Annotated in this window: 23 protein-coding genes; 13 read left to right on the forward strand and 10 right to left on the reverse strand. The window is 73.3% G+C overall.

Features of this window, described 5'->3' with window-relative positions:
* The first annotated feature begins 59 nt into the window (after nt 1-59).
* The 7 genes from DT057_RS07895 (at nt 60) to DT057_RS07925 (ending at nt 5623) form a co-directional block, all read left to right on the forward strand.
* Nucleotides 60-359, forward strand: coding sequence for a hypothetical protein (locus DT057_RS07895; protein ID WP_128561532.1), 300 nt, complete (start codon nt 60-62; stop codon nt 357-359).
* Nucleotides 360-766: 407 nt separating this feature from the next.
* Complete coding sequence (locus DT057_RS07900) at nt 767-1801, forward strand: PAS domain-containing protein (RefSeq protein ID WP_128561533.1); 1035 nt, start codon at nt 767-769, stop codon at nt 1799-1801.
* A 109-nt stretch (nt 1802-1910) separates the two neighbouring features.
* Nucleotides 1911-2609 (forward strand): metal ABC transporter permease, encoded by a 699-nt coding sequence (locus DT057_RS07905; protein WP_203236219.1) that lies wholly within the window; start codon nt 1911-1913, stop codon nt 2607-2609.
* Nucleotides 2610-2818: 209 nt separating this feature from the next.
* Nucleotides 2819-3028: a NepR family anti-sigma factor gene (locus tag DT057_RS07910; protein ID WP_128561534.1), complete on the forward strand. Its 210-nt coding sequence runs from the start codon at nt 2819-2821 to the stop codon at nt 3026-3028.
* A gap of 212 nt (nt 3029-3240) precedes the next feature.
* Nucleotides 3241-4455 carry an alpha/beta hydrolase family protein gene (locus DT057_RS07915; RefSeq protein WP_128561535.1) on the forward strand — a complete coding sequence of 405 codons (1215 nt, stop codon included), beginning with the start codon at nt 3241-3243 and terminating at the stop codon, nt 4453-4455.
* 69 nt (nt 4456-4524) lie between these two features.
* A complete protein-coding gene (locus DT057_RS07920) occupies nt 4525-4734 on the forward strand; it encodes a hypothetical protein (protein ID WP_128561536.1) in 210 nt (69 codons plus the stop codon).
* A gap of 100 nt (nt 4735-4834) precedes the next feature.
* The gene (locus DT057_RS07925; protein WP_128561537.1) at nt 4835-5623 is read left to right on the forward strand and encodes an SDR family NAD(P)-dependent oxidoreductase; all 789 of its coding nucleotides are present in this window, start codon (nt 4835-4837) and stop codon (nt 5621-5623) included.
* Nucleotides 5624-5686: 63 nt separating this feature from the next.
* On the opposite strand, the gene DT057_RS07930 is transcribed toward DT057_RS07925, so the two are convergent.
* A complete protein-coding gene (locus tag DT057_RS07930) occupies nt 5687-6553 on the reverse strand; it encodes a MipA/OmpV family protein (protein WP_128561538.1) in 867 nt (288 codons plus the stop codon).
* A 257-nt stretch (nt 6554-6810) separates the two neighbouring features.
* Complete coding sequence (locus tag DT057_RS07935; protein ID WP_407068085.1) at nt 6811-7995, reverse strand: amidinotransferase; 1185 nt, start codon at nt 7993-7995, stop codon at nt 6811-6813.
* A 300-nt stretch (nt 7996-8295) separates the two neighbouring features.
* Between DT057_RS07935 and DT057_RS07940 the strand changes: the two genes are divergently transcribed.
* The 5 genes from DT057_RS07940 to hpnK all read left to right on the forward strand — a co-directional run bounded on the left by DT057_RS07940 (nt 8296) and on the right by hpnK (nt 13852).
* Nucleotides 8296-9387, forward strand: coding sequence for a lysylphosphatidylglycerol synthase domain-containing protein (locus tag DT057_RS07940; RefSeq protein ID WP_128561539.1), 1092 nt, complete (start codon nt 8296-8298; stop codon nt 9385-9387).
* A gap of 4 nt (nt 9388-9391) precedes the next feature.
* Nucleotides 9392-10105 (forward strand): Tgt2/MlaC family protein, encoded by a 714-nt coding sequence (locus DT057_RS07945; RefSeq protein ID WP_238313223.1) that lies wholly within the window; start codon nt 9392-9394, stop codon nt 10103-10105.
* A gap of 79 nt (nt 10106-10184) precedes the next feature.
* A complete protein-coding gene (gene hpnI / locus DT057_RS07950) occupies nt 10185-11369 on the forward strand; it encodes a bacteriohopanetetrol glucosamine biosynthesis glycosyltransferase HpnI (RefSeq protein WP_128561541.1) in 1185 nt (394 codons plus the stop codon).
* A 64-nt stretch (nt 11370-11433) separates the two neighbouring features.
* Nucleotides 11434-12870, forward strand: coding sequence for a hopanoid biosynthesis associated radical SAM protein HpnJ (gene hpnJ, locus DT057_RS07955; RefSeq protein ID WP_128561542.1), 1437 nt, complete (start codon nt 11434-11436; stop codon nt 12868-12870).
* 142 nt (nt 12871-13012) lie between these two features.
* A complete protein-coding gene (gene hpnK, locus DT057_RS07960; RefSeq protein WP_128561558.1) occupies nt 13013-13852 on the forward strand; it encodes a hopanoid biosynthesis-associated protein HpnK in 840 nt (279 codons plus the stop codon).
* A gap of 79 nt (nt 13853-13931) precedes the next feature.
* On the opposite strand, the gene hpnN is transcribed toward hpnK, so the two are convergent.
* Nucleotides 13932-16604, reverse strand: coding sequence for a hopanoid transporter HpnN (hpnN, locus tag DT057_RS07965; RefSeq protein ID WP_128561543.1), 2673 nt, complete (start codon nt 16602-16604; stop codon nt 13932-13934).
* 630 nt (nt 16605-17234) lie between these two features.
* On the opposite strand from hpnN, the gene hpnH reads away from it, so the two are divergent.
* Nucleotides 17235-18389, forward strand: coding sequence for an adenosyl-hopene transferase HpnH (gene hpnH / locus DT057_RS07970; RefSeq protein WP_128561544.1), 1155 nt, complete (start codon nt 17235-17237; stop codon nt 18387-18389).
* Here hpnH and DT057_RS07975 read toward each other — a convergent pair.
* The 7 genes from DT057_RS07975 to hpnA all read right to left on the reverse strand — a co-directional run bounded on the left by DT057_RS07975 (nt 18312) and on the right by hpnA (nt 26619).
* Nucleotides 18312-19049, reverse strand: coding sequence for a phosphorylase (locus tag DT057_RS07975; protein ID WP_128561545.1), 738 nt, complete (start codon nt 19047-19049; stop codon nt 18312-18314). The two genes, hpnH and DT057_RS07975, sit on opposite strands and share 78 nt — an antisense overlap.
* A gap of 136 nt (nt 19050-19185) precedes the next feature.
* Nucleotides 19186-20217, reverse strand: coding sequence for a TIGR03885 family FMN-dependent LLM class oxidoreductase (locus DT057_RS07980; protein ID WP_128561546.1), 1032 nt, complete (start codon nt 20215-20217; stop codon nt 19186-19188).
* A 96-nt stretch (nt 20218-20313) separates the two neighbouring features.
* Nucleotides 20314-22305 carry a squalene--hopene cyclase gene (gene shc, locus DT057_RS07985; RefSeq protein WP_128561547.1) on the reverse strand — a complete coding sequence of 664 codons (1992 nt, stop codon included), beginning with the start codon at nt 22303-22305 and terminating at the stop codon, nt 20314-20316.
* A 193-nt stretch (nt 22306-22498) separates the two neighbouring features.
* Nucleotides 22499-23773: a hydroxysqualene dehydroxylase HpnE gene (gene hpnE / locus DT057_RS07990; protein WP_128561548.1), complete on the reverse strand. Its 1275-nt coding sequence runs from the start codon at nt 23771-23773 to the stop codon at nt 22499-22501.
* 4 nt (nt 23774-23777) lie between these two features.
* Nucleotides 23778-24545: a presqualene diphosphate synthase HpnD gene (gene hpnD, locus DT057_RS07995; RefSeq protein WP_203236220.1), complete on the reverse strand. Its 768-nt coding sequence runs from the start codon at nt 24543-24545 to the stop codon at nt 23778-23780.
* Nucleotides 24546-24700: 155 nt separating this feature from the next.
* Complete coding sequence (hpnC, locus tag DT057_RS08000) at nt 24701-25585, reverse strand: squalene synthase HpnC (RefSeq protein WP_128561550.1); 885 nt, start codon at nt 25583-25585, stop codon at nt 24701-24703.
* Nucleotides 25582-26619: a hopanoid-associated sugar epimerase gene (gene hpnA / locus DT057_RS08005; protein ID WP_128561551.1), complete on the reverse strand. Its 1038-nt coding sequence runs from the start codon at nt 26617-26619 to the stop codon at nt 25582-25584. The genes hpnC and hpnA overlap by 4 nt, the downstream gene beginning before the upstream one ends.
* Between the last annotated feature and the right edge of the window lie 235 nt (nt 26620-26854).

The raw sequence follows: 26854 nt of genomic DNA on the forward strand, positions 1-26854 counted from the left end.
GGGCGCCGCGAGGGGGCCTCTCCCGCCGGGAGGGGCCCCCTTTCCAATTGGGGGAGCGCATGAGCCCGGACGACAAGATCAACGGCCTGACCACCCTGTCGGCGAACCACGGCGAGATGATCGCCCGGCTCTCGGAGGCGCAGGCCGACATCGCCGCCAAGCAGGTGGCCATGCAGATGGCGGTGCGCTTCGTCGCCGGCATCCTGCGAACGATCGATTCCGAGCATTACCGGCACCAGCTCGGCGGCTACCTCGGCATGCTCGAGGACGCGCTCACCCGCGACGACCCGGATTCGGAGCTCGCCCGCCGGGTGCTGGACACCCTCAAGGCCACGCTGGAGACCGCCGAGGAGGAGTGAGGGGATCCCGCCGGCGGCGCCGCTCGGCGACCCCGTCGCCGCCTGAGAACGCGGTCGGCCGGCTCGCAGGACGCATCGGCCGCATCCCGGCGCCAGGGCCGCCCGCAGCGGAGCCGGTCCGGCCCGTCTGGGCTGCCGGGGCCCGACCGCACGCGCGAGGGCTGTCGTGAAATTGATTTTTGTTATAGTGGAAAGCTGAGGTCCAGCCCGCCGAAATCCGACCGTCTCGTCGCACGTGATGCCGCATCCCAGACGCTCAGCCGCTGTTCCTGCCGCGAAGCGGCGGGTGGGTGCACGGGTCTGCCGGACCTGCGCGGGCAGGTGCGTCCGCGGCACGGCGCTCCGGCTGTTCCCGTCCCGGATCCTCCCGCGGGAGATCGGCGCAGACGCGGCCCCGTCGGACGGCGATGACTGACTCCATCCCGGCCTTCGACCCGGGCACCTCCACCGACGAGATCCTGCGGCTCGTCGAGGGCATCGGGCTCACCGGGACCTGGGGCTGGGCGTTCGCCGCGAACCGGCAGGCCTGGTCAGCGGGGCTCCACGACATCCTGAGGGTGACCCCGGGCCGGGTCGAGGCGAGCTACCAAGGGCTCCTGAGCCTCGTGCACCCCGACGACCGCCCGCTCCTGGAGAGCGCGGTCGAGGTGCGCGAATGGGGTATCCTCGGGGATCATACCGTCCGCATCCTGCGGCCGGACGGGGTCCTGCGCACCGTGATGATGCGGGGCGAGGTGTTCCACGCGCCGGACGGGCGCCCGCTGCGGGCAGCCGGCGTGGTGGTGGACGTCAGCGAGCGCGAGTTGCTGGCGCGCGCCCACCGCGTCCAGACCCTTCAGCGCCGCGCCCTGTTCGAGCAGAGCCAGACCTACTTCGCGACCATCGCGCATTTCCCGATCCTCTCCTACCCGCGCGAGTTCCTCGAGCTCACCGGGCTGCGCAACGAGGACCTCCTGGAGAACTGGCTCCGGGCGATTCCCCGGGAGGAGCAGGGATACTGGCGCGACGAGGTGCCTGCGCTCTGGCAGAGCGGCAAGCCGTTCACGCTGGCGTTCAAGCAGATCCTGGCGAACGGCGATCGCGTGCCGTTCCGGCTCACCGTCGCGGTGTCCCGGGGCGGCGACGGAACGATCCTGAACTGGAATGGGGTCACCGCGCCGAGCGGGGTGCACCCGGTGCAGGGTACCGGCGCCCTGCGCCACTGCCTCGAGCAGGCGATCGAGGGCCGGCACCTGCGGGCGGCCCGCGCACTCTTGGGCTGCTCGATGGCCGGCCTCGCCGCGATGAGCGGCCTGTCGCTGTCCACCATCCGCCGCCTGGAGGAGGACGGGGAGGGGCCTTCGTCCCGGGCCCGCCACGCTGCCGTCGCGGCCCTGCGGGCGGCCGGGATCGTCTTCTGCCTCACGGAGGAGACGACGATCGCCGTCGCCGCGCGGGGTTGAGGCCGGCGCCCCGCGACATCGGGGCCCCGCCGCGATCCGCGCCGGGGCATGGTGGCCCGCCGCGCGCGCACCATAACGTCCCGGACCCTCATGTCCGGGAGCCCGCCCCATGACCGCTTTCAGAACCCGCGTCGCCGCAGGACCGCTCGCCCTGGCCGCCCTCGCGCTGTCGGCCGCCCTCGCCCTGCCGGCGGGGTCGGCCCGCGCCGCGCCCCAGGTCGAGCGCGTGCGGGGTACGATCGACAGCGTCGGTCCCGATACCGTCACGGTCCGGACCGTCGACGGCAAGACCGAGACCGTACGGTTCGCCCCGACCACGCGCTTCGCCCACGTGATCCGGGCGAGCCTCGACGCCGTCAAGGAGGGCAGCTTCATCGGCACCGCCGCCAAGCCCGGCACCCCGCCGACCGCCCTCGAGGTGGTGATCTTCCCCGAGGCGCTGCGGGGCGCGGGGGAGGGCCACTACGCCTGGGACATGCTGCCCGACACGGTGTCCGGGGGCGGCGCGGTCGAGACCTCGATGACCAACGGCACCGTGCAGGCGCCCCGCGTCGAGACCTCGATGACCAACGGCACCGTCGCGGCGAGCGCCGCCGCCAACGGGGAGAGGACCCTGACGGTCGCCTACAAGGGCCAGTCCATCGTCATCGCGGTACCGGCCAAGGCCCCGGTCGTGACCCTCGAGCCGGCGGATGCCGCGATCCTGGTGCCGGGTGCCAAGGTGTTCGCGGTGGCGGCCCGGGACGGTGACCGCCTCGACGCGCGCAGCGTCTCGGTCGGCAAGGACGGCCTCACGCCGCCGATGTGACGACGCCGTCCCGGCCCGGCTCCCCGCCCGTGCGGTTCGGCACGGGGCGGGGAGCCGCGCGCGGACCCGGCGCAACTGCCCGCCCGGATCCGCGTTGTCTTGCGTGATCCCGCCGGTCGCGCGGCGGCCCGTCGCCGTCGAACCCGTGCCGCGGCGGCCCCGATCTCGCGTCCCTCGATGGAGCCGGGCTCGCGCCCGACGGTCCCGCCATGAAGCTGATCTCGAGCAACCACGCGGCGACGTTCGGCCAGACGGACGCCACGGCGTCGTCGCTGGCCGACGCGCTGCTGCTCGCCAAGCTCGGTCACGACCTACGGGCCATGTACACCGAGGTGGTCGATCAGCCGGTGCCGAGGGAGCTGGACACGCTCATCGACCAGCTCGGCGTCGTGATCCGGGACGGGCGCGAGACGCGCTGAGCGCGGCCCGGTCCGGCGCGCCAGCCAAACTCTTGTCAGTGCTGCAGTTCCGGCCTCGATCGAGGCCCGCCGGACGCGGGATTGCGGCCGCCACTGTACCGCGGATGCGACAGGGCGGTGCGACGGCGGCCCGGCGCGCGATGATGCCTTGAGGTTGGGCGCGAAAAGGTGTGGGGTGCAGCATAACGGCCCGCCCCCACACATCCGGTCGCATGCAGCCCCAGCCCCGCCTTCGCCACGCCCTCCTGCTCGCGCTCGGCCTCGTCGCGGGCACGCCCGAGGCGGGGGCCGCCACGCCGCCGGCCCAGCCCAAGGAGGGCCCCGGCGGCCAGTCCTACGTCGCCGCGAGCGTCGTCAAGCGCGCCCTCGGCCGGGCCGGCGCCACGACCTTCGCGTTCTACGGCAGCGGCGCGGCCCCGGCGGCGGGCCGGCCCGTGGTGGTGTTCCTGCACGCCTGGGGGGCGACGAACCCGCAAGTCTACGGCGCCTGGATCGAGCATCTCGCCCGCGAGGGCTACCTGGTGCTGTTCCCGCGCTTCCAGGAGGTGAACCGCACCCGGCCGGCGGATGCGAGCGGCATCGCGGCCGGCCTCGTCAAGGACGCCCTCGCCGAGCTCGGGTCCGACGCCGACGCCAAGCCCGACCTCGGCCGCCTCGCCCTGATCGGTCACCTCGCCGGGGTGCCCCTGGCGGCCAACCTCGCCGCCCACGCCCAGGAGACCGGCCTGCCGGTGCCGCGGCTGATCTTCGGCGTGATGCCGGGCGGCATCGCCCGGGACGACAAGTCCCGCGGCATCGCCCTGCACGACCTCGGCCGCCTCGGCCCGACGACCCTGGTGGTCACGGTGATCGGAGATCGCGACGCCCGGGCCGCCGACCTCGCGGCCCGGCGCCTGATGCGCGAGGCGAGTGCGGTGCCGCCCGAGCGCAAGCTCATGGTCCGGGCCCTCTCGGACGATCACGGCTTCCCGGCCCTCTCGGCCACCCTCGCGTCGCCCGCCGGCAGCAACGGCGCCTACGATGCCGGCGCCATCAAGGGCCCGCCCGAGCCGCCGCGGGACCCCAGGCAGAAGCCGCCGCCCTTCAAGTGGTCGGCCGACATGTCGCTCACGGGCGAGCAGACCACCCTGGTGGCCCAGATCAACGCGGCCGGGACCGACAGCCTCGACTACCTGGCCTACTGGAAGAGCTTCGACATGGCGGCGAACGCTGCCTTCGCCGGGCAGGATGCGGCGAGCCTGAAGGCGAACCCGCGCTTCACCGACATGGAGCGCTGGAGCGACGGCTGGCCGGTGCGCCGCCTCGCGGCCGAGACCCCGCGCCCGCCCTCCGAGAAGCCCGCCACGACGGCGACGACGCCCCAGGCCGCGCCGAAGCCCGGCAGGCCGGGCGCGCGCCCGGCGGCGGTCAACCAGCGCGCGCGCTGAGGGCAGGCGGCCCGGCAAGCGTGGCGCGGCGCTTGCATCGGAGGTCGGGGAGTGCCCGAGGGCAGCCCCATGAACGACTTCGTCTCCCTCCTGGTCGCGACCCTGGTGTTCTGCATCGGCTACTGGGCGTCCGGGCTGGCGGTCTGGCTCGCGATCCGGTTCCAGATCGGTCCCGTCCACCTCGCGGAGGGAAGCCTCGCGCAGGTCGCCCTCGCGCTGGCGCTCGGGCTCGCGGCGTGGCGCCGGGCGGTCCAGCACCGGGGCGCGCGCGCCGCCTGACGCCGGTCATCCATGCGGGCGCCATATGGCGGCCCTGCTTCATCGCCCGTTGCGCGGGTGGGGCCTTTCTCGCGACTCTCCGGGTGACACGGAGGCCGCCATGCCGGAACGCCTGCTCGGAAAAGTCGCGATCGTCTTCGGGGCTGGCTCCGCCGGCACCGGCTGGGGCAACGGCAAGGCCGTCGCGGTGGCGTACGCCCGCGAGGGCGCCCGGGTCGTCTGCGTCGACCGCGTCCGCGCCGCCGCCGAGGAGACGGCGCAGATCATCGCCGAGGAGGGCAACGACGCCGAGGCCCTCGCGGCCGACGTCACCGACTACGAGGCCGTGGCGCAGTCGGTGACGGCCGGCGAGCGGCGCTTCGGCCGCCTCGACATCCTGCACAACAACGTCGGCCAGCCGGAGGCCGGGGGCCCCGAGGACCTCGACGAGGGCGGGTGGCGGCGGGCGATCGAGACGAATGTCGGCGGCGTCTGGCGCACCTGCCGGGCCGTGCTGCCCGGGATGCGGGCCCGGCGCCAGGGCGCCGTCGTCAACATCTCGTCGGTGGCCTCGATCCGCTGGACCGGGGCGCCGGCCTTCGCGTACGCGGCCGCCAAGGCGGCGGTGAACCAGGCCACGATGGCGGTGGCCATGCAGTACGCCCGCGACGGCATCCGGGCGAACGCGATCCTGCCCGGCCTGCTCGACACCTCGCTCACCGACGAGTGCCGCTCGGCCGGCACCGTGGATGCGGGACGCGACCGGCTGGTGCCCCTCGGACGGCGCGGGGAGGCCTGGGACATCGCGCACGCGGCGGTGTTCCTCGCCTCCGACGAGGCGCGCTTCATCACCGGCATCTGCCTGCCCGTCGACGGCGGGCAGAGCTGCAGCATGGTGGCGCTCGCGTGACCCGCCGCCGGGAACCGGGCCCGCGCAGCGCGGCGGCCCCCGGAACCCGAGGGGATATCGCGGTCAGAACAGGGCCGGCATGCTGAAGCTGTAGTCGATCCGGGTGCCGAACACGAACTGGTCGGGCGTGCCGAAGCGGCCGCGCACCAGCGGGCTGTCGGCGGACGCGCCCACGATGCGGTTGTAGCTGGCGTAGCCGGTCACGGCCCACTGGGCGTCGAACGTGTAGGTGAGGGCCGCGAGGCCGCCGACCGTGGTGTAGCTCTCGGGGCGGAAGGGCGTCACGAAGCCGTTGAGCGCCGCCTCGTAGGGCTGCACGCCGAAATAGCGCTGCGCGAAGGACGAGTCGCCGAAGTTGAAGCGCGGGCCGATCGACAGCACGAAGCGGTCGATGGGCTGCACGTAGTCGACCGCGACCGAGCCGACCAGGCCGTGGTGGCCGTGCACGCCGTGGCGCAGTTCGGCCCGGGCGCGCAGGACCGGGATCGGCCAGAACTCCACGAACGCCCCGGGCTCGACCGCCCACATCGCGTCCCGGAAGCCGAACAGGGCCTTGCGGTTGTCGCCGTAGTAGCGGCCCGGGACGACCCGCGCCGTCGGCCCGGCCCGGAAGTAGGGGCTGTCGTACAGGGCGAGACTGAAGCCGTCGTCGGGGGCCGAGAAACGCTTCGGCTGGTCGGCGCGGCGGATGTCGACGCCCGGGTAGACGACCGCGGTGTAGTCCTTGGCGCCGGGATATTGCGGCAGCCCCTGGAGATTGCCCGAGAGCGTGACGATCCAGGTCGGTGGCGGGGCCACCACGAAGGTCGGAGCCGGCGCGGGCGCCGAGAGATCGGCCGCCTCGACACCGGGACCAGGGATGCAGGCCGCGACGGCCGCGGCACCCGCGAGGGCGCGGCGGCGGAACGGGCGGGCACGCGAGACCATCATGCTGTCCTTCACTTCGATCCGGGCATGTTATCGGAGGAAATGAGGAGCGGCGGCACCCGCATCGAGCCCCAAGCGTCGCTATTGCCAAGCCTGTGTCGCGCCAGCAACGGCGGGGAAACAGCCTCCGGGCGGGAAGGCCCGGGCGGGGGTGCGGCCCGCCCACCGCGCCGGCGGTCCGGCCGGACGTCAGGCCCGCCCCGGAGGCCGGACCGGCCCCCCGGCGCGCTTCCATGCGCCGGGGGACCGCTCCGCCGGCCTCAGAAGTAGGACTTCAGCGTGCCGCGCCGGCGCACATCCAGCGTGGCGCAGTGGAACGAGCCGCCGAAGGGCCCGTAGGACAGGAACGGCGTCGGGATCGGGTCGAAACCCCAGTCCTTGAGCGCCTTGATCAGCGTCGGCTGGCTGGCGTCGACGACGATTCTCTTCTCGTCGAGCATCAGGACGTTGATCGAGGTCCAGGGCGAGCACATCGAGATCCTGCTCATGAAGCCCTCGACGGGGTCGGGACGGGGCGCGACGAGCACGTCCCAGCTCTTGAGAACCGCGGGCAGCCGCTCGACGTCGACGTAGTCGGGATTCACCAGCACCTTGCCGGGCGCGAGGGGCATGAACGAGGAGTCGATGTGCATCGGCTGCGGGCAGCGGCTCTCGATCTCGTGGATGCGGAAGCCGGAGCCGAGGTGGCGGCGCAGCCACTCGATGCCCATCAGGTTCGTCACGTTCGAGCGCGTCACGAACAGGTCGCGGCCGCAGCGCACGAAGTCGGCGGCGTCGAAGACGGGCTCGAACTCGTTCACCGTGTAGCGCATCGGCTCGCCGGCCTTCAGGTCCGGCACCCGGTAGTCGTAGTTGTAGAGCGCGTCGGAGAGCTCGGGCCGCGGCGCCGAGGTCCAGCGGGCGCCGTTGCGGAAATACTCCTTGAACAGCGAGCGGTAGGCGTCGCCCTCGAAGTAGCGCGAGCGCCAGCACATCGGCGCCTCGATGATCTCGTCGCCGACGACGAGGTAGGGGTCCCGCGGGCAGGCGACGCAGAAGCCGCGGGAGGACCAGCGCGGCGCCTTGTAGCGGCGGGAATGGTCGATCGCGTCGGGGCGGCGAACCGTCACGCCCTCGCCGGCCAGGATGGCGATGAAGCCGTCGAGCTCCTTCTGGGCGAGCGTCTTCATGAATCGCGGGTAGCGGAAGCCCGCGGCCAGCCGGTAGAAGGGCTGGGCAGCCCGCGGCAGGTTGAAGATCACCGTCAGGTGGTGCGACGGGATCGTGGCCCCGTCGAGGGACCCGACGATCACCTCCTCCAGCGGATCCCACTCGTTCCAGGCCATCACGGGCGAGCGGGGCTCCGGCGTCGGGCCCGGGCCCAGATCCGGCAGGCCCGGCAGCGCGCGCGCGGGCTCGTCGCCGGGCCCGTCACGCTCGGCCTCGAAGGTCGTGTCCCGATCCATCTCCCAATGCCCCCTGGTGCCGTCCCGGTGCGGCTCGGCCTCGCGCCTCGTTGCCCGCCGGCCCCCGCGGCCGAGCGACAAATCCGCGTCTTAACATCAGCTTAGGGCGGCAACCGGATGATCCCGAAAGTGCCGCCCGCAATGCTGGATTCGCCAGCACTGTGTCCGGCCGGTGATAGACAACGCCTGCCAAAGCTGCAACGTGCCGAGACGCGACGGCGCTGGTTTGTTTCGCAACCGTTGCTGGAATGGCGCGCCTGCCGCGACCGGAGGCCGCGCCGCGACGACAGAAAGTGGGTCATGAAGCGTCTGACGACACTGGGCCTGATCGCCGGCCTCTGCACCGTGATCGGCCTGTTCGTCTCCTCGGGGCCGGAGGCCGTGGCGGCCGCGATCTGGGCGGCCGGCTGGGGCGCCGCCCTGGTGGTGCTCGCCCGCTTCGCCGCCGTGGCCTGGGCGGGCCTCGGCTGGTGGGTGGTGTTCCCGCCCGCGGAGCGGCCGCTGCTGCGGGCCTGCGTCAGCATCCGGTTCGTGCGCGAGGGCGTGAACACCCTGCTGCCGGTGGCGCAGGTCGGCGGCGACCTCATCGGCGCCCGCCTGCTGACGCTCCAGCGGGTCCCGGGCAGCCTCTCGGGCGCCAGCATGCTGGTGGACCTGATGGTCCAGGCCCTGACGCAGTTCCTCTTCACGGTCGCCGGCCTCGGCGTGTTCATCGCGCTGGGGGGCGAGGGGCCGATCGTGCACTACGTCGGCCTCGGCCTGATGCTGGCCGCGCCGGCCCTCGGCGCCTTCTACCTGGTGCAGCGCCGCTTCGGGCACCGCCTGCTCCAGGCCGCCATCAACCGCTTCGCCAGCGGCAGCGAGTGGCGGGCGCTCGGGGCCGTCGACGTGCTGTTCGAGCGCCTGCGCGGCCTCTACGCCCGTCGCGGCCGAATTCTCGCCGCGATCGCCACGCACCTGTTCGGCTGGGTGATCGGCACCCTCGAGGTCTGGGTGGCCCTGCGCTTCATGGGCTACGAGATCGGCTTCCTCGAGGCGCTGGTGATCGAGAGCCTGGCCCAGGCGGTGCGGGGCGCGGCCTTCGCGGTGCCGGGGGCGCTCGGCGCGCAGGAGGGCGGCCTGATCGCGCTCTGCGCGCTCTTCGGCATCCCGGCGGAGGCGGCGCTGGCGCTCTCGCTGCTCAAGCGCCTCGCCGACCTCGTGGTCGGGCTGCCGAGCCTGATGCTGTGGCACGCCCTCGAGGACACGTCCGGCGCCGCCCGCGGCCTGCGCGCGGGCGGGATCGGGGCGACCTTGCGGGCCCTGGTGCAGCCCGCGGGCGGGCTCGGGCCCGCCTACGGCTATGCCGGCGCGCCGGCCGCGACGCCGGCCGACGCCAACAGGGGAGAGTGATCTGGTGGGGACCCGACGCGAGACGCTTCGCGACATCCTCGGAGCCGGCGCGCTCGCGCTCTGGCCCGCAGGCCCGGCGCGCGCCGACGACGATGCGGCGGTGGCGACAGTGCGCCGCATGACCGACGCCTTCCAGGAGGCTCTGAAGGCCGGCGACGTGCGGGCCCGCTCCGCCGTGCTGGCGGGACCGATGGCCCAGAACTTCGACCTGCCGGCGATGCTGCGCCTCGGGGTCGGCACGCGCTGGAAAGACATCCCGGCCGACAAGCAGGCGGCCCTGATCGCGGCCTTCGGGCCCTACCTCACCGCGACCTACGCCACCCGGCTCTCGGCGGCGGCCGGGAGCCGCTTCGAGGTGCAGGCAAAGAGCGAGGCGCGGGGCAGCGGGCGCCTGGTGCGCTCCACCGTGACGGATGCGAGCGGCGACCCCTCGCCGGTCGACTACATCCTCGGCCCCGACAACAAGATCACGGACGTCTACCTCCAGGGGACGGTGAGCGAGGCCGGCACCCTGCGGACCGGCTTCACCGATCCCCTGCGCAGCGGCGGGCCGGACGGGCTCCTGGCCCACCTGCGCAAGACCACCGAGGGGATGCTGGCGGCCGCTCCCGCGGCGGCCGCGCCCGCGACGTCGGGCCCCGGGGCGGCGCCGGCGGACGGCAAGCCCCTGGACGGCAAGCCCGCCGAAAAAAGGCCGGCAACGGAAACGAAGCCCTAACGGCCTGCCTCCAGGCTGGACGCCAAAGCACGCCGCGCGCCGCTGCGCCCGGCCCACTCCTCGGGACCTCGCGATCGTCATGGATTCGACCTGGATCACGACCCTTCTTCTCACCCTGGCGCTGGCGGGCTGCCTGTACGGGCTCACGACCGCGTGGCTCGCCGGGCGCCTCGCCCGCAAGGCCGCGCCGCGCCTCGCGCCCGACGCGCCGCGCCCCTCCGTGACGGTGATGAAGCCGCTCTGCGGCAACGAGGCGAACCTCTACGAGAACCTGACCACCTTCTGCACCCAGGCCTACGCGGGCGCCGTGCAGGTGATCTTCGGCGTGCAGACCGCGGGCGACCCGGCGATCGCGGTGGTGCACCGCCTCCAGGCCGCGCACCCGACCCTGCGCATCGACCTCGTGGTCGACGCGCGCCAGCACGGCGCGAACCGCAAGGTCTCGAACCTGATCAACATGAGCGGCCTCATCGCCCACGAGGTCGTGGTGCTGGCCGACAGCGACATGGTGGTCGGGCCCGACTACCTGGAGCGCCTCGCGGCCGAGCTCGCCCGTCCCGGCGTCAACGGGGTGACGTGCCTCTACCACGGCGTCCCGGCCCACCGGACGGTCTGGGCCCACCTCTCGACCCTCGCCATCGACACGCAGTTCCTGCCGAACGTGCTGATGGGCACCGCGCTCGGCCTCGCCGAGCCGTGCTTCGGCTCGACCATCGCGTTCCGGGCCGCGATGCTGGCGGAGATCGGCGGCTTCGAGGCGATCAAGGACGACCTCGCCGACGACTACGCCCTCGGGGCAGCCCTGCGGGCGCAGGGCGGCCTGGTGGCGATCCCGAGCTTCACGATCGGGCACACCTGCGTCGACACCTCGCTGCCCGAGCTGTGGCGGCACGAGACCCGCTGGAACCGCACCATCCGCAACGTCGACCCGGTCGGCTACGCCGGGACCCTCGTGACGCACGCCTTCCCGCTCGCGCTCATCGGGGCGCTGATGCCCGGGTCCGGGCACCTCGCCCTCGCGGTGGCGGCGCTGGCGCTGGCGTGCCGAATCATCCTGTGCATGCGCGTCGAGCGGGCCTTCGGCCTCGCGCCGCACCCCTACTGGCTGCTGCCGATCCGCGACCTTCTCTCCTTCGCGGGCTTCGCCTGGTGCTTCGTCTCCGGCGCCGTGACTTGGAAAGGTCACGATTATCGCGTTGTGGCAGATGGCACGCTCATCCCCGAGCCCGGCCTCGCTCCCGAACCCGGCGCTTCCTCGACCTGATCGCCGCCCGCCGGGCGGCCGTCCCCCGCCGCCCTCCGGCCCACCCTCTCGAGAGACGAACCCGATGCGGACCCTCTTCCTCCAGGCCCCCACCTTCGACGGATTCGACGGCGGCGCCGGCTCCCGCTACCAGGCCAAGCGCGAGATCAAGTCGTTCTGGTACCCGACCTGGCTCGCCCAGCCGGCCGCGCTCGTCGAGAACTCCAAGCTCATCGACGCGCCGCCCCACAACCTGAAGCTCGGGGACGTCGCCGCCCAGGCGAAGGATTTCGACCTCGTCGTGCTGCACACCTCGGTGCCGTCGTTCAAGGCCGACGTCGCCACCGTCGAGGCCCTCAAGGCCGCGAACCCGAACCTCAAGGCCGGCCTGATCGGCGCCAAGGTGGCGGTGGACGCGCAGGGCTCCCTCGAGAAGGCGCCGGCGATCGACTTCGTCGCCCGCAACGAGTTCGACCTCACCTGCAAGGAGGTCGCGGAGGGCCGCGACCTCTCCCAGATCAAGGGCCTGTCCTACCGCAACGGCTCCGGCGTCATCGTGCACAACGAGGACCGGCCGGTGCTCTTGGACATGGACCAGCTGCCCTTCGTCACGAGCGTCTACAAGCGCGACCTCGTGATGGAGAACTACTTCATCGGCTACCTCAAGCACCCCTACATCTCGTTCTATTCCGGCCGGGGCTGCAAGTCGCGCTGCACCTTCTGCCTCTGGCCGCAGACCGTCGGCGGCCACACCTACCGCACGCGCTCGGTCGGCCACGTCATCGACGAGATCAAGTACTGCCTGCAGGCGTTCCCGCAGACGAAGGAGTTCTTCTTCGACGACGACACCTTCACGGACAACCTGCCCCGCGCGGAGGAGATCGCCCGGGAGCTCGGCAAGCTCGGCGTGACCTGGTCGTGCAACGCCAAGGCCAACGTGCCGCGCGAGACCCTGAAGGTCCTGCGCGACAACGGCCTGCGCCTGCTGCTCGTCGGCTACGAGTCCGGCAACCAGCAGATCCTGCACAACATCAAGAAGGGCATGCGGGTCGAGGTCGCGGAGAAGTTCACCAAGGATTGCCACGAGCTCGGCATCGCCATCCACGGCACCTTCATCCTCGGCCTGCCGGGCGAGTCCAAGGAGACGATCCAGGAAACGATCAAGTTCGCGACCCGGATCAACCCCCACACCATCCAGGTCTCCCTGGCGGCGCCCTATCCGGGCACCTTCCTGTACAAGCAGGCGGTGGAGAACGGCTGGCTCGACAAGGACAATGCGGAGCTGGTGGACGACAACGGCGTGCAGATCGCACCACTGCACTATCCTCACCTGTCGCACACCGAGATCTTCAACTCGGTTGAGGATTTCTACCGCAAGTTCTACTTCCGCGCCCCGAAGATCGCCTCGATCGTCGGCGAGATGGTGCGCTCGCCCGAGATGATGAAGCGGCGCCTGCGCGAGGGCGTCGAGTTCTACCGCTTCCTCAAGGAGCGCCAGACCACCACGAAGGCGGCCGCGTAGGAAGGCCGCCCCCCGGAACGGCGTCGTCCGGGGGCGCCCGAGGCTGGCGGCTGGCGCCCCGCGGGCCCGTCGGCTCATCCGGGCGGGGGACGCGCCGGTGCGGCCGGCGGCCTCGCGCCCGCAACCGTCAGGATCCCCCGCCATCAAACGCCTCGTCGTCACTTCGGACGATTTCGGCCTGTCGCTGCCGGTGAACGAGGCGGTGGAGCGGGCGCACCGGGACGGCATCCTGTCGGCCGCGAGCCTGATGGTGTCGGCGCCGGCCGCCGCCGACGCCGTGGCGCGGGCGAGGTCCGCGCCGACCCTGCGGGTCGGGCTGCACCTCGTGATGGTCGAGGCCTGGCCGACCCTGCCGCCGGACCGGCTGCCCGATCTCGTCGGCGCGGACGGCCTCCTGCGGCGGGACATGGGCCGCCTCGGGCTCGACCTCGCGCTGCGGCCGAGCGCCCGCCGGCAGCTCGCCGCCGAGATCCGGGCGCAGTTCGAGGCCTACCGGGCGACCGGGCTGCCCCTCGACCACGTCAACGCCCACAAGCATTTCCACGTCCACCCGGTGATCGCCGGCCTCGTCCTGGCCATCGGGCGCGAGTACGGCGTGCGGGCGCTCCGGGTGCCGCGGGAACCCCGCGCCGTCCTGCGCCGCGCCGAGCCGGGCACCGCCCCGCGCCCCGCCCTCGACACCGCCCCCTGGGCCGCCCTGCTGGCGCTGCGCGCCCGCGGCGCCGGCCTGCTGGTCCCGGACGGGGTGCTCGGCCTCGCCTGGTCGGGCGCCCTGCATCCGGCCCGCGTCGCGGGGCTGCTCGCGCACCTGCCGGACGGGCTGACGGAGCTCTACGCCCATCCGGCGACGACGGGCGGCTTCCCGGGCGAGGCGCCGGGCTACGCCTACGCGGAGGAGCTCGCGGCCCTGACGGCGCCGGCGAGCCGCGCGGCCCTGAGGGCGTCGGGCGCCGTGCTGGGCGGCTTCTCGGATTTCGCCTGAGGCGGACCGCCCGGTCACCGGGCGGGCTGCCGCGCGCAAACCCCGGGCCGCGCCCGCAGGCTCCCCGGGCGACGGCCGCTCAGACCAGCCGCTGCGAGGTCGCCGGCACGACCTCGGCCGGCTCCGGGATCAGCGGATCGCGCCGGGCAGCCGCACCGGCGGGGCCGGTCTTCTCCCGCGCCGTCTTCGGCGGCGGCCCGAGGAAGGCCGGCACGATGAAGAAGGCGGCCACCAGCGTGAAGAACAGCGAGAGGGCGAGGAGCTTGCCCATGCTGGCGGTGCCCGGGTGGCTCGAGAGCACCAGGGAGCCGAAGGCCGTGCCGGTGGTGAGGGCGGAGAAGAAGATCGCCCGGGTGAGGCTCGAGGCCAGCATGTCGGCGACGCCGGCCCGCCAGGCGATCACGTAGTAGATGTGGAACGCCACGCCCACCGCCAGCATCAGCGGCATCGCGATGATGTTGGCGAAGTTCAGCGGCATGCCGATGACGTAGAGCGCCTCGAGCGTCCACAGGGTGGCGAGCACCAGGGGGCCGAGCGCCATGGCGACGTCCCAGGGCCGGCGCAGGGCCACCGACAGGATGATGAAGATCGACACCAGCGCCAGCAGGCCCGCCTCGATGAAGGCGCCCAGGATGGTGTGGCTCGAGCGCGTCGTCGCCACCGGCGCCCCGGTGGCGTGGGGCGCCACGCTCAGCACCTCCTTGGCGAAGCGGCGCAGGACGTTGTTGTCGTTGGAATTGCCCTTCGGCTGCACCTCGATGCGGGCGCGGCCGTCGGCGGCGATCCAGTCGGAGCGGATCTGCGCCGGCAGATTCTCGAGGGTGATCTTCTCGGGCGAGAGCAGGGCGCGCAGGCGCGTGAGCAGCGCCTTGAGGTCGGGCACCGTGGCGGCGGCGGCGGCCTCGCGGAATGCGGGCTCGGCCGCGGCCAGGCGCTCGAGGGTCTCGGTGAAGCCCTGCAGGGTCTTCTGCGCCGGCGTCTCGCCGGTGCCGGCGATGCCGCGCAGGGCCGTGACCGCGGTCCTGATCGCCGCGACCACCTCGCGGTCGCTCGGCGGCGGCGCCACCCGGGGCGGGCTCAGCACGGGGCCGAGGACCTGGGCCGCGTCCTCGATGGTGGCGAGCTTCTGGTCCTGGTCGGGCGGCACGAAGGTGTCGATGTCGATCACCCCGGAGACGCTCGGCAGCGCCGTCAGCTCCTTGACCATGGGGGTGACGGCGTCGCGGCTCGGCACCACCACGTCGATGGTGTTGGGACTGGTCTTCGGGTCCTTGGTCAGGTCGAGGTAGGTCGCGACCGACTCCACCTTCGCGCTGCGCAGGTGCATCGGGTTCGAGTCGAACGGCAGCTTGTAGAGGAACGGCAGGCCCGCCACGGTGACGAGGCCGGTGAGCACCAGCACCAGCTTGCGGTGCGCGAGGATCCAGTGGTCGACGGAGGCGAGGCGCGCGGTGCCGACCTCCTCCTTCTCGCCCCGCGGCCGCATCACCGCGATGAGGGCCGGCAGCAGCGTGAGGGAGAACAGGTACGCCACGATCATGCCGACGCCGGCGATGAGGCCGAGCTCCGAGACGCCCCGGAAGTCGGTCGGCAGGAACGAGAAGAAGCCGGCGAGGAGCGACACCGCCGCGAGGGTCAGCGACCAGCCCACGCCCCGGGCCGCGGACCGGATCGCCAGGGCGAGGTCCGGCTGCGCGAAGCGGTCGGCCCGGTAGCGCACCGCGAACTGGATTCCGAAATCGATGCCGAGGCCCACGAACAGGGCCGCGAAGGCGACCGAGATCGGGTTGAGCTCACCCACCATCAGGAGCCCCAGGGCCGCCGTGACGATCAGGCCCGCGAAGGTCGTGATCAGCACCGCGACGACGAGGCTGGCCGAGCGCAGGGCGAGCCAGAGGAACAGGACGATCGCCCCGACCGTGACCGAGTTGTTGAGCAGCGCGTCGTCCGACAGCGTCGCGAACTCGTCGTCCGCGACGGCGACCTGGCCGGTGAGGCGCACCCGCACGCCGTTCTCGGCCGTGAGCCCGAGGCCCCGGGCGGTGTCGCGGATCAGCTCCGTCGCCCGGGCGCCGGGCTGCAACTCGTCGTAGTCGAGGACCGGCTGGGCGATGACGAAGCGGCGCAGGTCGCCGACCTCCGCCTTGCCGCCGGCGAGCAGCAACTGCCAGGACATCCGGGCCTGCTCGCCCTTGAGGACCTTGTCGAAGGTCGCCTTCATTTGGCCGACGGGCTCGACCAGGTCCTCGGCCTTGGCCTGGCCGGACTTCACGCCCTGGGCGCCCAGGCCGAGGGCCTGCATGATGCCGCGCAGGGACGGATCGGCCGCGAGCGGCCCCAGCAGGCCCTGCTGCTGGATCAGGCGCTCGGTGGTCTGGTCGAGCTCCTTCTGGGACATGAGCAGGAGCCCGTTCTTGTCGAAGAACGGGCCGCCGTCGGGCCGGTAGACGACCGGCAGGAGGTTCTTGTGCTTGGAGAGGGCCTCGGTCAGCCGGTTGGCGGCCTCGTCGGCCTGCTCGGGCGTGCGGGCGTCGAGGACCGCGACGAGCAGGTTGCTGCGCTGGGGGAATGCCTTCTCGAACTGGATCTCGTCCTGTCGCCAGGGCACGTCGGACGTGATCAGGCGCTCGACGTCGGTGTTGATGCGGAACAGGTGCGCCGCCGTCAATGCGCCGGCCACGGTCACGAGCAGCGCTGCTGCCAGGACGATCCAGCGCCGATGGACGGAATAGGCCACGAGCCGTTCGATCACGATGCGGAGCCTGCCTCTGTTGCTGTGGCCTGGGAGCGGCGTCCGCCCGAGCGGGATCGCCGACGCGTCACGGTTCGCCGTGTTGGCGCGCTAAGTAGTGGTCCGAAGGCCCGAATGCAACGCGTTGCGGGAAAACGAGTCCGCCGGCCTCGGCGGGCCCGCCGCCGGCCCGGCGCGCGCAAGCCCGGCGCTACGCCGTCGCGCGGGCCCTCGCCGGGCTGGTCGACCTGGGCCTGGCAATGGGCGCCCGGAACTCCCTGGACGGCAACCGGCGACGCGGGATCGGCCGCGAGGCCGGGCCGGGGAGCCATCCCGTGCGGGAGGCCCGCGACCTCGACCGGATCGATTCCGGGTCGGCGCCGACCGCCGGCCCGACACCCGGCGCCGCGACCCAGGAGGCGCTGGTGCGGAAGGGCATTGCTGCGTTGCAGCGTCGCACGCGCCCGCGCGTCCCGGCGCTCCCCGGGCGCCGAGGAGCGCGCGACCATTCCGCTCCCGTCGAGTTTGGGCAACACCTCGGTTCAATCGACCGCAGGCTGGACCCATTCGAACCTAGCTTGCTGGAAATTCGCCATTTTTCGCGCTAAGCAGCCGGCTTGGCACTGCGAACGACACACAAGGAGCCTGATCTTGGGCATCCCTCTTCGGTACGTCGCGAAGATCGGCGGCTATATCCTCAAGCAGCACATCACCGGGCGCAAGCGCTATCCGCTGGTGATGATGATGGAGCCGTTGTTCCGGTGCAATCTCGCATGCGCGGGATGCGGAAAGATCGACTATCCTGACGAGATCCTCAACAAGCGGCTGCCGGTCGACGAGGCACTCGAGTCGGTCCGCGAGTGCGGCGCACCGGTGGTGGTGATCGCCGGCGGCGAGCCGCTGCTGCACAAGGACCTGCCGCAGATCGTCGACGGCATCATCGCGCAGAAGAAGTTCGCGATCGTCTGCACGAATGCGCTGCTGCTCGAGAAGAAGATCGCGCAGTACAAGCCGAGCCCGTACTTCACCTGGTCGATCCACCTCGACGGCGACGAGGAGATGCACGACAAGTCGGTGTGCCAGCGCGGCGTCTACGACAAGGCCGTGGCGGCGATCAAGAAGGCGAAGGAGCTCGGCTTCCGCGTCACGATCAACTGCACCTTCTTCAACAACTCGGCGCCGGAGAAGATCGCGGACTTCTTCGACAGCGTGACCCGCATGGGGATCGACGGCATCACGGTCTCGCCGGGCTACGCCTACGAGCGCGCGCCCGACCAGCAGCACTTCCTGAACCGCAAGGCCACCAAGGAGCTGTTCCGCGGCGTGTTCCGGTACGGCAAGCAGAAGGGCCGCGAGAAGTGGACCTTCCAGCAATCCGGCCTCTTTCTCGACTTCCTGGCCGGCAACCAGACCTACCATTGCACGCCGTGGGGCAACCCGACCCGGACCGTGTTCGGGTGGCAGAAGCCGTGCTACCTCCTGGGCGAGGGCTACACCCGGACCTTCAAGGAGCTGATGGAGACCACGGACTGGGATTCCTACGGCACCGGCAACTACGAGAAGTGCGCCGACTGCATGGTGCATTCCGGCTACGAGGCGTCCTCGGTGGTCGACTCGGTGAGGAAGCCCTGGAAGCCCCTGGTCTACGCCCTGCGCGGGATCAAGACCGAGGGCGAGATGGCCCCCGACATCTCCCTCGAGAACCAGCGCCCGGCGGAGTTCGTGTTCTCACGCAACGTCGCGCAGAAGCTCTCCGAGATCCGGGACGCCAAGGCCGACGCCAAGAAGCGCGCGACAGCGGCCTAGGGAGGCGAAGGCCGCCGACGAGTCGCGGGCGAGGCGCACGAGCCCGCCCAGCGACGCGGAGCGGCGTGCCAGCGCCGACAGGACGGCGAGCAGGTCGGGCTCGCCGTCGGGCTTGAGGGCCTTGGCGATGGCGGCCGGCAGGGCCCGGTCGGCCGGATCGCACACCACCCGGAGCGCGCAGAACGGCAGGCCGTGCGCCTCCGCGAAGGCGGCCGCGACGTGGGATTCCATGTCGACGGCGGCCGCGCCGCTCTCGCTGCGCAGGGCCGCCTTGGCGAGGGGCGACAGGATCGCGGCGTCGACCCCGGCGAGGTCCGCCGAGACCACCCGCATCGGCGCCGCCGCGAGGCGCTGCGCGAGGATCCGGGCGACCTGCGGGTGCGCGCCGAAGCGCCGGGCCGGCGTCACGATCCCGGTCGCCACCACGACGTCGCCGGGCGCGAGGCCCGGATCGAGCCCGCCCGCGATGCCGATGCTGATCACGGCCCGGCAGCCGGGCGGCGTGCGGGCGCTGAGCAAGTGCCGCAGACGCTCCGGGTTGCCCCCGGCCCCGACCGTCGCGACGCCGGGGCCGGCGGCCAGGCGGGCTTCGCGGGCGAGCCCCGTCACGGCCAGCACCGGGTGCGGCGCGGGGCCGTGATTCTCCTCGACGACGATCATGCGGGTGGTCAACCTGTCTGGCGGGCAGGGCGCGGAGCGCGTCCGCGCGATGCAGCCTTCATACCAGGGCGGCTGGGGCGTCTATGTGGCGCGCAGGCCACGCCGGCGCGGCGGCGTCGCACGCCTCGCCGGCCGGCTACCCCGCCCGCGCCGAGGGCTTGCGCCCGAACGGGTCGAACTCGACCACCGGGGCCTTGCGGGCGCGCAGCGCGGGCAGCACCCGCTCGCCGAAGGCGTCGATGAAGGCCGGCTGGCTGCCGCCGACCTGGTGCAGGTCGATGCTGTCGAAGCCGAGGGCCGCGCAGGCGGCGATGCGGTCGGCGATGGCGGCGAGGTCGTGGGAGACGAGCACGGCCTCGCGCAGGTCCTCGGGCCGCACGAAGCGGGCCGCGGCCTCGAAGTCGGCGGGGCTGCGCAGCTCCCAGGCCACGGCGGGCGGGAGCAGGTTGAAGCGCCACTCGGCGTGGGCCTGGTGCAGGGCCTGCGCGGGGTCGGGCGCGTAGCTCAGGTCGAGCTTGAGGAAGACCGGCTTGTCGGCGCCGCCGTTCTCCCGGAAGGCGTCGACGATGGGGCCCAGGACCTCGGGCCGGGTGCCGACGGTGAGGAGCCCGTCGGCCCAGGTGCCGAGCCAGGCCGCGGTCTCCTCGCTGGTGGCCGCCCCCACGAGGCGGGTCGGGGTCTCGGGGCGCGACCAGACGCGGGCCTCGATGGCGGTGAGGCGGCCCCGCTGCGTCACGGTCTCCCCGGCAAGCAGCGCCCGCATGATCTCGGCGCCCTCGCGCAAGCGGGCGTTGCGCTCGGCCTTGTCGGGCCAGGGCGCACCGGTGACCTGCTCGTTCATGGCCTGGCCGCTGCCCAGCGCCACCCAGGGGATGCGCCCGGGGAACATCTGGCCGAGCGTCGCCACCGCCTGGGCCAGCACCGCCGGGTGGTAGCGCCATCCCCCCGGCACCGTGACGATGCCGAAGGTCATGCGCTGGGTCGCCTGGAGGGCGGCGCCGAGCCAGGCCCAGGCGAAGCCGGACTGCCCCTGGCCCGTGGACCAGGGCTGGAGGTGGTCGGACGAGAAGGCGCCGTCGAAGCCGGCCTGCTCGGCGCGCTGGACGAGCGCCAGCAGGTCGCGCGGCGCGACCTGCTCGTGCGAGACGTGGTAGCTGTAGAGCGTCATCGCGGGCTCTCCGGCGCCTCCCGGCGCGGGACGGAATTCCGGAACCCCCGAAGGTGTTCCGGTGCGGGCGGCCCGGCTCCGGGCCCCGCGCCCGCCCTACATGCCGACCGCGACCCGCAGGCTGTTGCCGCGCTTCAGGTTCCGGTAGCGGGCGAGCGCCCAGAGCGGGAAGAACTTCGCGTAGCCATGGTAGCGCAGGTAGAACACCCGCGGGAACCCGGTCGCGGTGTAGCGCTCCTCGCTCCAGAGGCCGTCGGCCTCCTGCGTGCGGGTCAGGTAGTTGATGCCGCGGGCGACCGAGGGGTGGTCGGCCTCGCCCGCCGCCATGAGGGCGAGCAGCGCCCAGGCGGTCTGCGACGGGGTGCTCGGCGCCCGCTCGTAGCCCCGGTACTCGAGCTTGTAGCTGGCCGCGTCCTCGCCCCAGCCGCCGTCCGGGTTCTGGATCCCGACGAGCCAAGCCACCGCCTTGCGCATCGGCGCGGAGGCGGGGTCCTGGCCGGCCGCGTTGAGGGCGCACAGCGCCGACCAGGTGCCGTAGACGTAGTTCATGCCCCAGCGGCCGTACCAGCTGCCGTCCGCCTCCTGGTCGGCGAGGAGGTACTCGATGCCGCGCTCGAGGGCCGGGCTCGTCGCCCGGGTCTCCCCGAGCTGCGACAGCATCGAGACGCAGCGCGCCGTCACGTCGGCGGTTGGCGGGTCGAGGAGCGCGCCGTGGTCCGAGAACGGTATGTAGTTCAGGTAGTGGTGGGTGTTGTCGGCGTCGAATGCGGCCCAGCCGCCGTCGCGGCTCTGCAGGCCCTCGACCCATTCCCGGGCCCGGGCGATGGAGGCGCCGTAATCGGAGGGGTCCTCGCTCGGGCTGCGCCGGGTCTGGGCGCGGTCCATCGCCATCACCACCACGGCGGTGTCGTCGAGGTCGGGGTAGTGCGGGTTGGCGTACTGGAAGGCCCAGCCGCCGGGCCGGACGTCCGGCTTCTGGGCCGCCCAGTCGCCCTTGATGTCGAGCACCTGGAGGGGCTTGAGCCAGTCGAGGGCGCGGGCGGCCTGGTGCTCGGCCTCGGGCCCGCCGACCTCCATCATGGCGTGGGCGGCGAGCGCCGTGTCCCAGACCGGGGACAGGCAGGGCTGGACGTAGGCCTCGTGCTCCTTGACGGTGACGAGCTTCTCCACCGCCGAGCGGGCCGTGACCGCGAGGGGATGGTCCTCCGGGTAGCCGAGGGCCTCGTACATCAGCACCGAGTTGACCATGGCGGGGAAGATCGCGCCGAGGCCGTCCTCGCCGTTGAGCCGCTCGCTCACGAAGGCCACCGCTTTGTCGATGGCGCGCGCCCGCGCTCCGGCCGGGAAGGCGCCCTCGACCCGCTGGAGCACCGCGTCGATGGCCGAGAAGACCGGCCGCCAGGGCGAGGTTTCCTGCGCGCCCGAGGGCCAGCGGCGCACCCGCTCGGGGGCCTGGGTGAACAGCTCCGCGATGCCGACGCCGCGGGGATTGCGGGCCCGCGGCTTCTTCGCCTGGAGCACGAACAGCGGCACCATCACGGTGCGGGCCCAGTACGAGACCTTGTCGAGGTGGAACGGGAACCACCGCGGCAGCAGCATGATCTCGACCGGCATCACCGGCACGGCGGTCCACGGCACCTCGCCGTAGAGGGCGAGCAGGGTGCGGGTGAAGACGTTGGCGTGCGCGGCGCCGCCGCGCTTCAGGATCGCGTCCCGGGCCCGGCGCATGTGCGGGGCCTCGGTCGCGTCGCCGACGAGCTTCAGGGCGAAGTAGGCCTTGACGGTGGCGCTCATGTCGAAGGCGCCGTCGTGCACGAGCGACCAGCCGTGGTGCTGCGCGCTCTGCGTCCGGCGCAGGTAGTTGGCGATCTTGCCTTCCAGCTCCGCGGTCGGCACCGAGCCGCGGAAATGGTGGTAGAGGATGTACTCGGACGGGATGGTGGCGTCCGCCTCGAGCTCGAAGCACCAGTGGCCGTCGGCGTTGGCGAGCCCGATCAGGGCCCGGGACGCGAGCGACACCCGCCGCTCGACATCCTCGAGGGTGATGTCCTGCGTGCTCCTGCGTTGCAGCGTCTCGACCTTGCCCACGACCCTGTCACCTTCCTCGTACCCGGCGGCCGGGGCCGCCCTCGTGTGCGGCGGCCCCGGCCGCCTTCTTGCGCGGCCGCCACGGGCCGCCTTCTTGCGCGGCGGCCCCGGGCCGCCGCCGTGATGCCCCGGCTTTGCGGCGCCGCACAAACGCCGCCTGCGCTCAAGCTGTTCCCGGATGCGGCCCCCGCCGTCAAGCGGCTCCGCGCAGAACCGCACCGCCATTCGCCAGGAGCGCGGCGGCGGTGGCGCCCGAGCGGATCGCGCCCTCGATGGTCGAGGGCAGTCCCGTCGCGGTCCAGTCTCCCGCAAGCGCGAGGTTCGCGACGTGCGTGCGCGCACCCGGCCGCCGCGCCGCCTCCCGGGGCGTCGCCGCGAAGGTGGCACGCTTCTCCTTGACGATCTGCCACCGGGGCAGGGGCGCGTCGCCGTAGCCGGAGAGCTGCGCCACCTCGCCCCAGATCGTGCGGGCGAGCTCCTCCCGGGGCACGTCGAGGAGGCGGTCGGCGCCGCTGATCGTGACCGAGAGCCGGTCCGGGTAGGAGAAGAGCCACTCGGTCAGCCCGCCGACGACGCCGAGGAGCAGGGGCGCGCCGGCCCGGGGCGGCAGCGCGAAGTGGGCGTTGACGATCGAGCGGTGGCTCTCGGGGACGCGCAGCCCCGGCATCAGGTCGGAGGCGACCCAGGCGGGCAGGGCGAGGACGGCGGCGTCGTCGGGCCCGAGCGTCTCGGTGCCGTCGGAGAAGTCGAGGGCCGCGAGCCTGTCCCCCTCGATGCGCAGGGCTCTGAGGCGCCGGCCCAGGCGCAGCCCGGCGCCCTGGCGCGCCAGGCAGCGCAGGGCCGGCTCGACGAAGGCGGCCGACAGCCCCTCGACGGCGACGAGGGGCCGGCACGCCCGGCCGCCGGCGCCGAGCGTCTCGCGCAGGATGGTGGCGGCGAGGCCGGCATCGCTCTCCTGCGGCTCGGTGTTGAGGGCCGCGAGGAGCACCGGGCGCCAGAGCCGGTCCCAGAGCAGGCCCCCGCAGGCCATGCTGTCGCCGATCGTGGCGGCCCGGCCGGCGCCGCGGAAGATGCCGAGCGGCGCCAGGTAGTCGCGGGCGCGGCTGCCCGGCACCCGGCGGCGCGCGTCGAGCACCCACCAGGGCAGGCGCCCGGCGTTGGGCCGCAGGGTCCAGCGCTCGCCGCTGGCGAGGTCGGCGAACGCGAAGGCGGCCTCGTCCGGCCCCGCGAGCGCGTCGTCCGGCGCGCCGACGGCCTTCAGGAACGCGAGGGCGTCGCGGTTGCCGGACAGGAGCAGGTGGTTGCCGTTGTCGATCGTCAGCCCGAGGGCGGGATCGAAGTACGAGCGGCAGCGCCCGCCGGCCTGCTTGGCGGCCTCGTGAACGACGACCTGCCGGCCGGCGAGGCCGAGGCGGACGGCGGCGGAGAGCCCCGCGAGCCCGGCGCCGAGGACGTGGACGGTTCCCATCGGCCTAGACGATCCCGTGCCGGAGGACGACGCCGACGAGCCGGAGCTTCCCGGGCCTCACCCGGGCCCGCGGCGCGGCCCAGCCGCGCCGCACCAGCCCCTCGAGGATCAGGTGGTAGGCCGCCCCCATCAAACGGGGCGCCTTGGTGGCCTTGCGCGGCGCGCCCGCCATCACCCGCCAGGCGGCGCGGTAATGCGCCTCCGCCTCGTCGGCCAGGGCCGCGCAGACCTCGCCGAGGCGCGGATGCGCGAGGGCCGCCGCGGGCGTCGGGTGCGCGAGCCCGATCGCCGCCAGCCGCTCCGAGGGCAGGTAGAGCCGTCCCCGCGCGGCGTCCTCGTCGACGTCGCGCAGGATGTTGGTGAGCTGGAGCGCGCGGCCGAGATGGTGGGCGAGGTCGCGGCCCGGCTGCTCGGCGAGGCCGAAGATCCGGACCGAGAGCCGCCCGACCGCGCTCGCGACCCGGTCGCAGTAGAGGTCGAGGGTCCGGGCGTCGGGGGCGACGATGTCGGCCTGCGCGTCCATGGCCATGCCGTCGATGACGGCCTGGAAGTCCTCGCGCGCGAGGCCGAAGCGGCGCACCGGCTCGGCGAGGCCGACCAGGCGCGGCGGGACCGTGCCGGCGTAGAGGGCGTCGACGTCGGCGCGCCAGCGGGCGAGCTCCGCCGCCCGCGCCTCTCGCGGACCGCCGTCGTCGGCGACGTCGTCGACCGCCCGGCAGAAGGCGTAGACCGCGTACATCGCCTCGCGCTGCTCGGGCGGGAGCAGCCGCATGGCGGTGTAGAAGGAGGAGCCGGCCGCCGGCAGGGCGGGCGCCGCCTCCGGGGGGGCGTCCCGGGCCCCGGCCTCCCGGGAGGCGCCGACATGGGACGGGGCGACCTCGGAGGCGCCGCCCTCGGAGGGAGCCTGGCGGGACGTCGTGCGGGCGTTCACGGGCGCGCTCCCCGGAGGACGGGATGGAGGCGGCGGCGGAACGGCCGGCGCGCCAGGCAGGCGGCCACGCCCCTGAGCGCGACGAGCGCGAAGGCGGCCTTGCCGTGATGCACCGGCTCGCTCAGGGGATCGCGCTCCGTCAGGCCGCGGGCCAGCACGACGGCGAGCCGGTGGATCGCCGCGATCTCGAGGCTCAGGCGGGTGTCGTCGATCAGGTCGGGGAGGGCGCGGCCCTCCTCGAGGAGGTCGAGGCTGCGCCGCGCGAGCGCCGCGATGGCGGCCCGCAGGGGCGGCGGCGCGCGCTCGGCACCGAGCATCGCGACGCTCGCCCCGTGGGCGTCGAGGGCGTCCTGCGGCAGGTACACCCGGTCGAGCTGCCGGAAATCCTTCCCGCAATCCTGGAGGTGGTTGACGATCTGGAGCGCCGCGCAGACGGCGTCCGAGGGCCCCCAGGTCACGGCCGGGTCCTCGCCGTGCACGTCGAGCACGAAGCGCCCGACCGGCATCGCCGAGTAGCGGCAGTAGTGGATCAGCTCGTCCCAGGTGGCGTAGCGGGACTTGCGCGCGTCCATCCGGAAGGCGTCGAGGAGCTCGAGGGCGTGGCGCGGGGGCAGGCCGCGTGCGGCCAGGGCCGCGCGCAGGGGCGCCGCCTCGGGGTCGTCCGGCCCGCGCCCGGCGAGCGCCGCCGCGAGCCCGTCGAGGAGCGCGACCTTGCGCTCGGGCGGGAGCCCGCCATTGTCCGCGACGTCGTCGCCGGCCCGCACGAAGTCGTAGAAGGCCAGGATCGCGCCGCGGTGGCGCGGGTGGATCAGGTGGGAGGCGACCGGGAAGTTCTCGTCGCGGTGCGACTTGCCGGAGCGCGCCTCGGTGGCGGTGGTCATCGGAGGTATCCAGCCTGACGGAACCAGGCGACGGCGTCGGCGAGGCCGTCGCGGTAGGGCCGGGCCCCGTAGCCGAGCTCGGCCCGGGCCTTGGCGTCGGAGAAGAACATGCGGTAGCGCGACATGCGGATGCCGTCGAGGGTGGCGAGGGGCGCCTTGCCGGTGACCCGCGCGGCGAGCTCGGACACGAACGCCACCGGGTACACCGCCGCCCGGGGCAGCCGCACGGTCGGGGGCTTGCGGCCGACGAGGCCCGCGATGTCGGCCAGCATCCGCGACAGCAGCACGTTCTCGCCGCCCAGGATGTAGCGCTCGCCGATGCGGCCCCGGCGCAGCGCCAGGAGGTGGCCGGCCGCGACGTCGTCGACGTGGGCGAGGTTGAGGCCGGTATCGACGAAGGCCGGCATCCTGCCCCGGGCCGCCTCGACGATGATGCGCCCGGTCGGCGTCGGCTTCACGTCGCGCGGGCCGATCGGCGTCGAGGGATTGACGATCACGGCCGGCAGGCCCTCGCGCGCCACCATCTCCTCGACCACGCGCTCGGCCACCACCTTGCTGCGCTTGTAGGCGCCGATGGCGGTCTCGGGGGTGAGCGGCCGGGTCTCGTCGGCCGGCGTGCCGTCGTCGTGCGGCTTGATGGTGGCGACGCTCGACGTGTAGACGACCCGCTCCACCCCGGCCTCGAGGGCCGCCCGCATCAGCACCCGCGTGCCGTCGCGGTTGGTGCGCACGATCTCCTCGGGGTCCGGCGCCCAGAGCCGGTAATCGGCCGCGGCGTGGACGAGGTAGCGCATCCCCCGCATGGCCGCGGCGGCGGCCTCGGGGTCGCGCATGTCGCCCTCGGCCACCGCGACGTCGGGCCAGGTCAGGTTGGTGCGCGGGCTCGTCGCCCGCACGAGCACCCGGACCGGGAAGCCGGCGGCGCGGAACACGTCCACCAGGGCGGGCCCGAGGAATCCGCTCGCGCCGGTGACCAGCACCGGGCCGACCTCCGGCCGGGCGCCAGACGGGATGCGGTCCTGGGCCTCGATCATCTGCTCAATCGTGTCCGCTGTGCGATCCGCGGGAGGTGCCGCAAGGCGCGCCGCTTCTGCCAGTCCGCCGCCCGCCCGGCAAGGCGAGGCGACGGACGGGCGGCGGATGGCGGTCGGCCGTGCCGCCCGCGCATCAGGTCGGCCGGTCAGGCGAGCCGCAGCCGGCCGCGCCCGTCCTTCGCGGCGGCGCCGCGCTCGTCCTTCCGGACCGGCAGGAGATCCTGGACGGCCTTGA

The organism is Methylobacterium crusticola, from assembly GCF_003574465.1.
Lineage (GTDB): Bacteria > Pseudomonadota > Alphaproteobacteria > Rhizobiales > Beijerinckiaceae > Methylobacterium > Methylobacterium crusticola.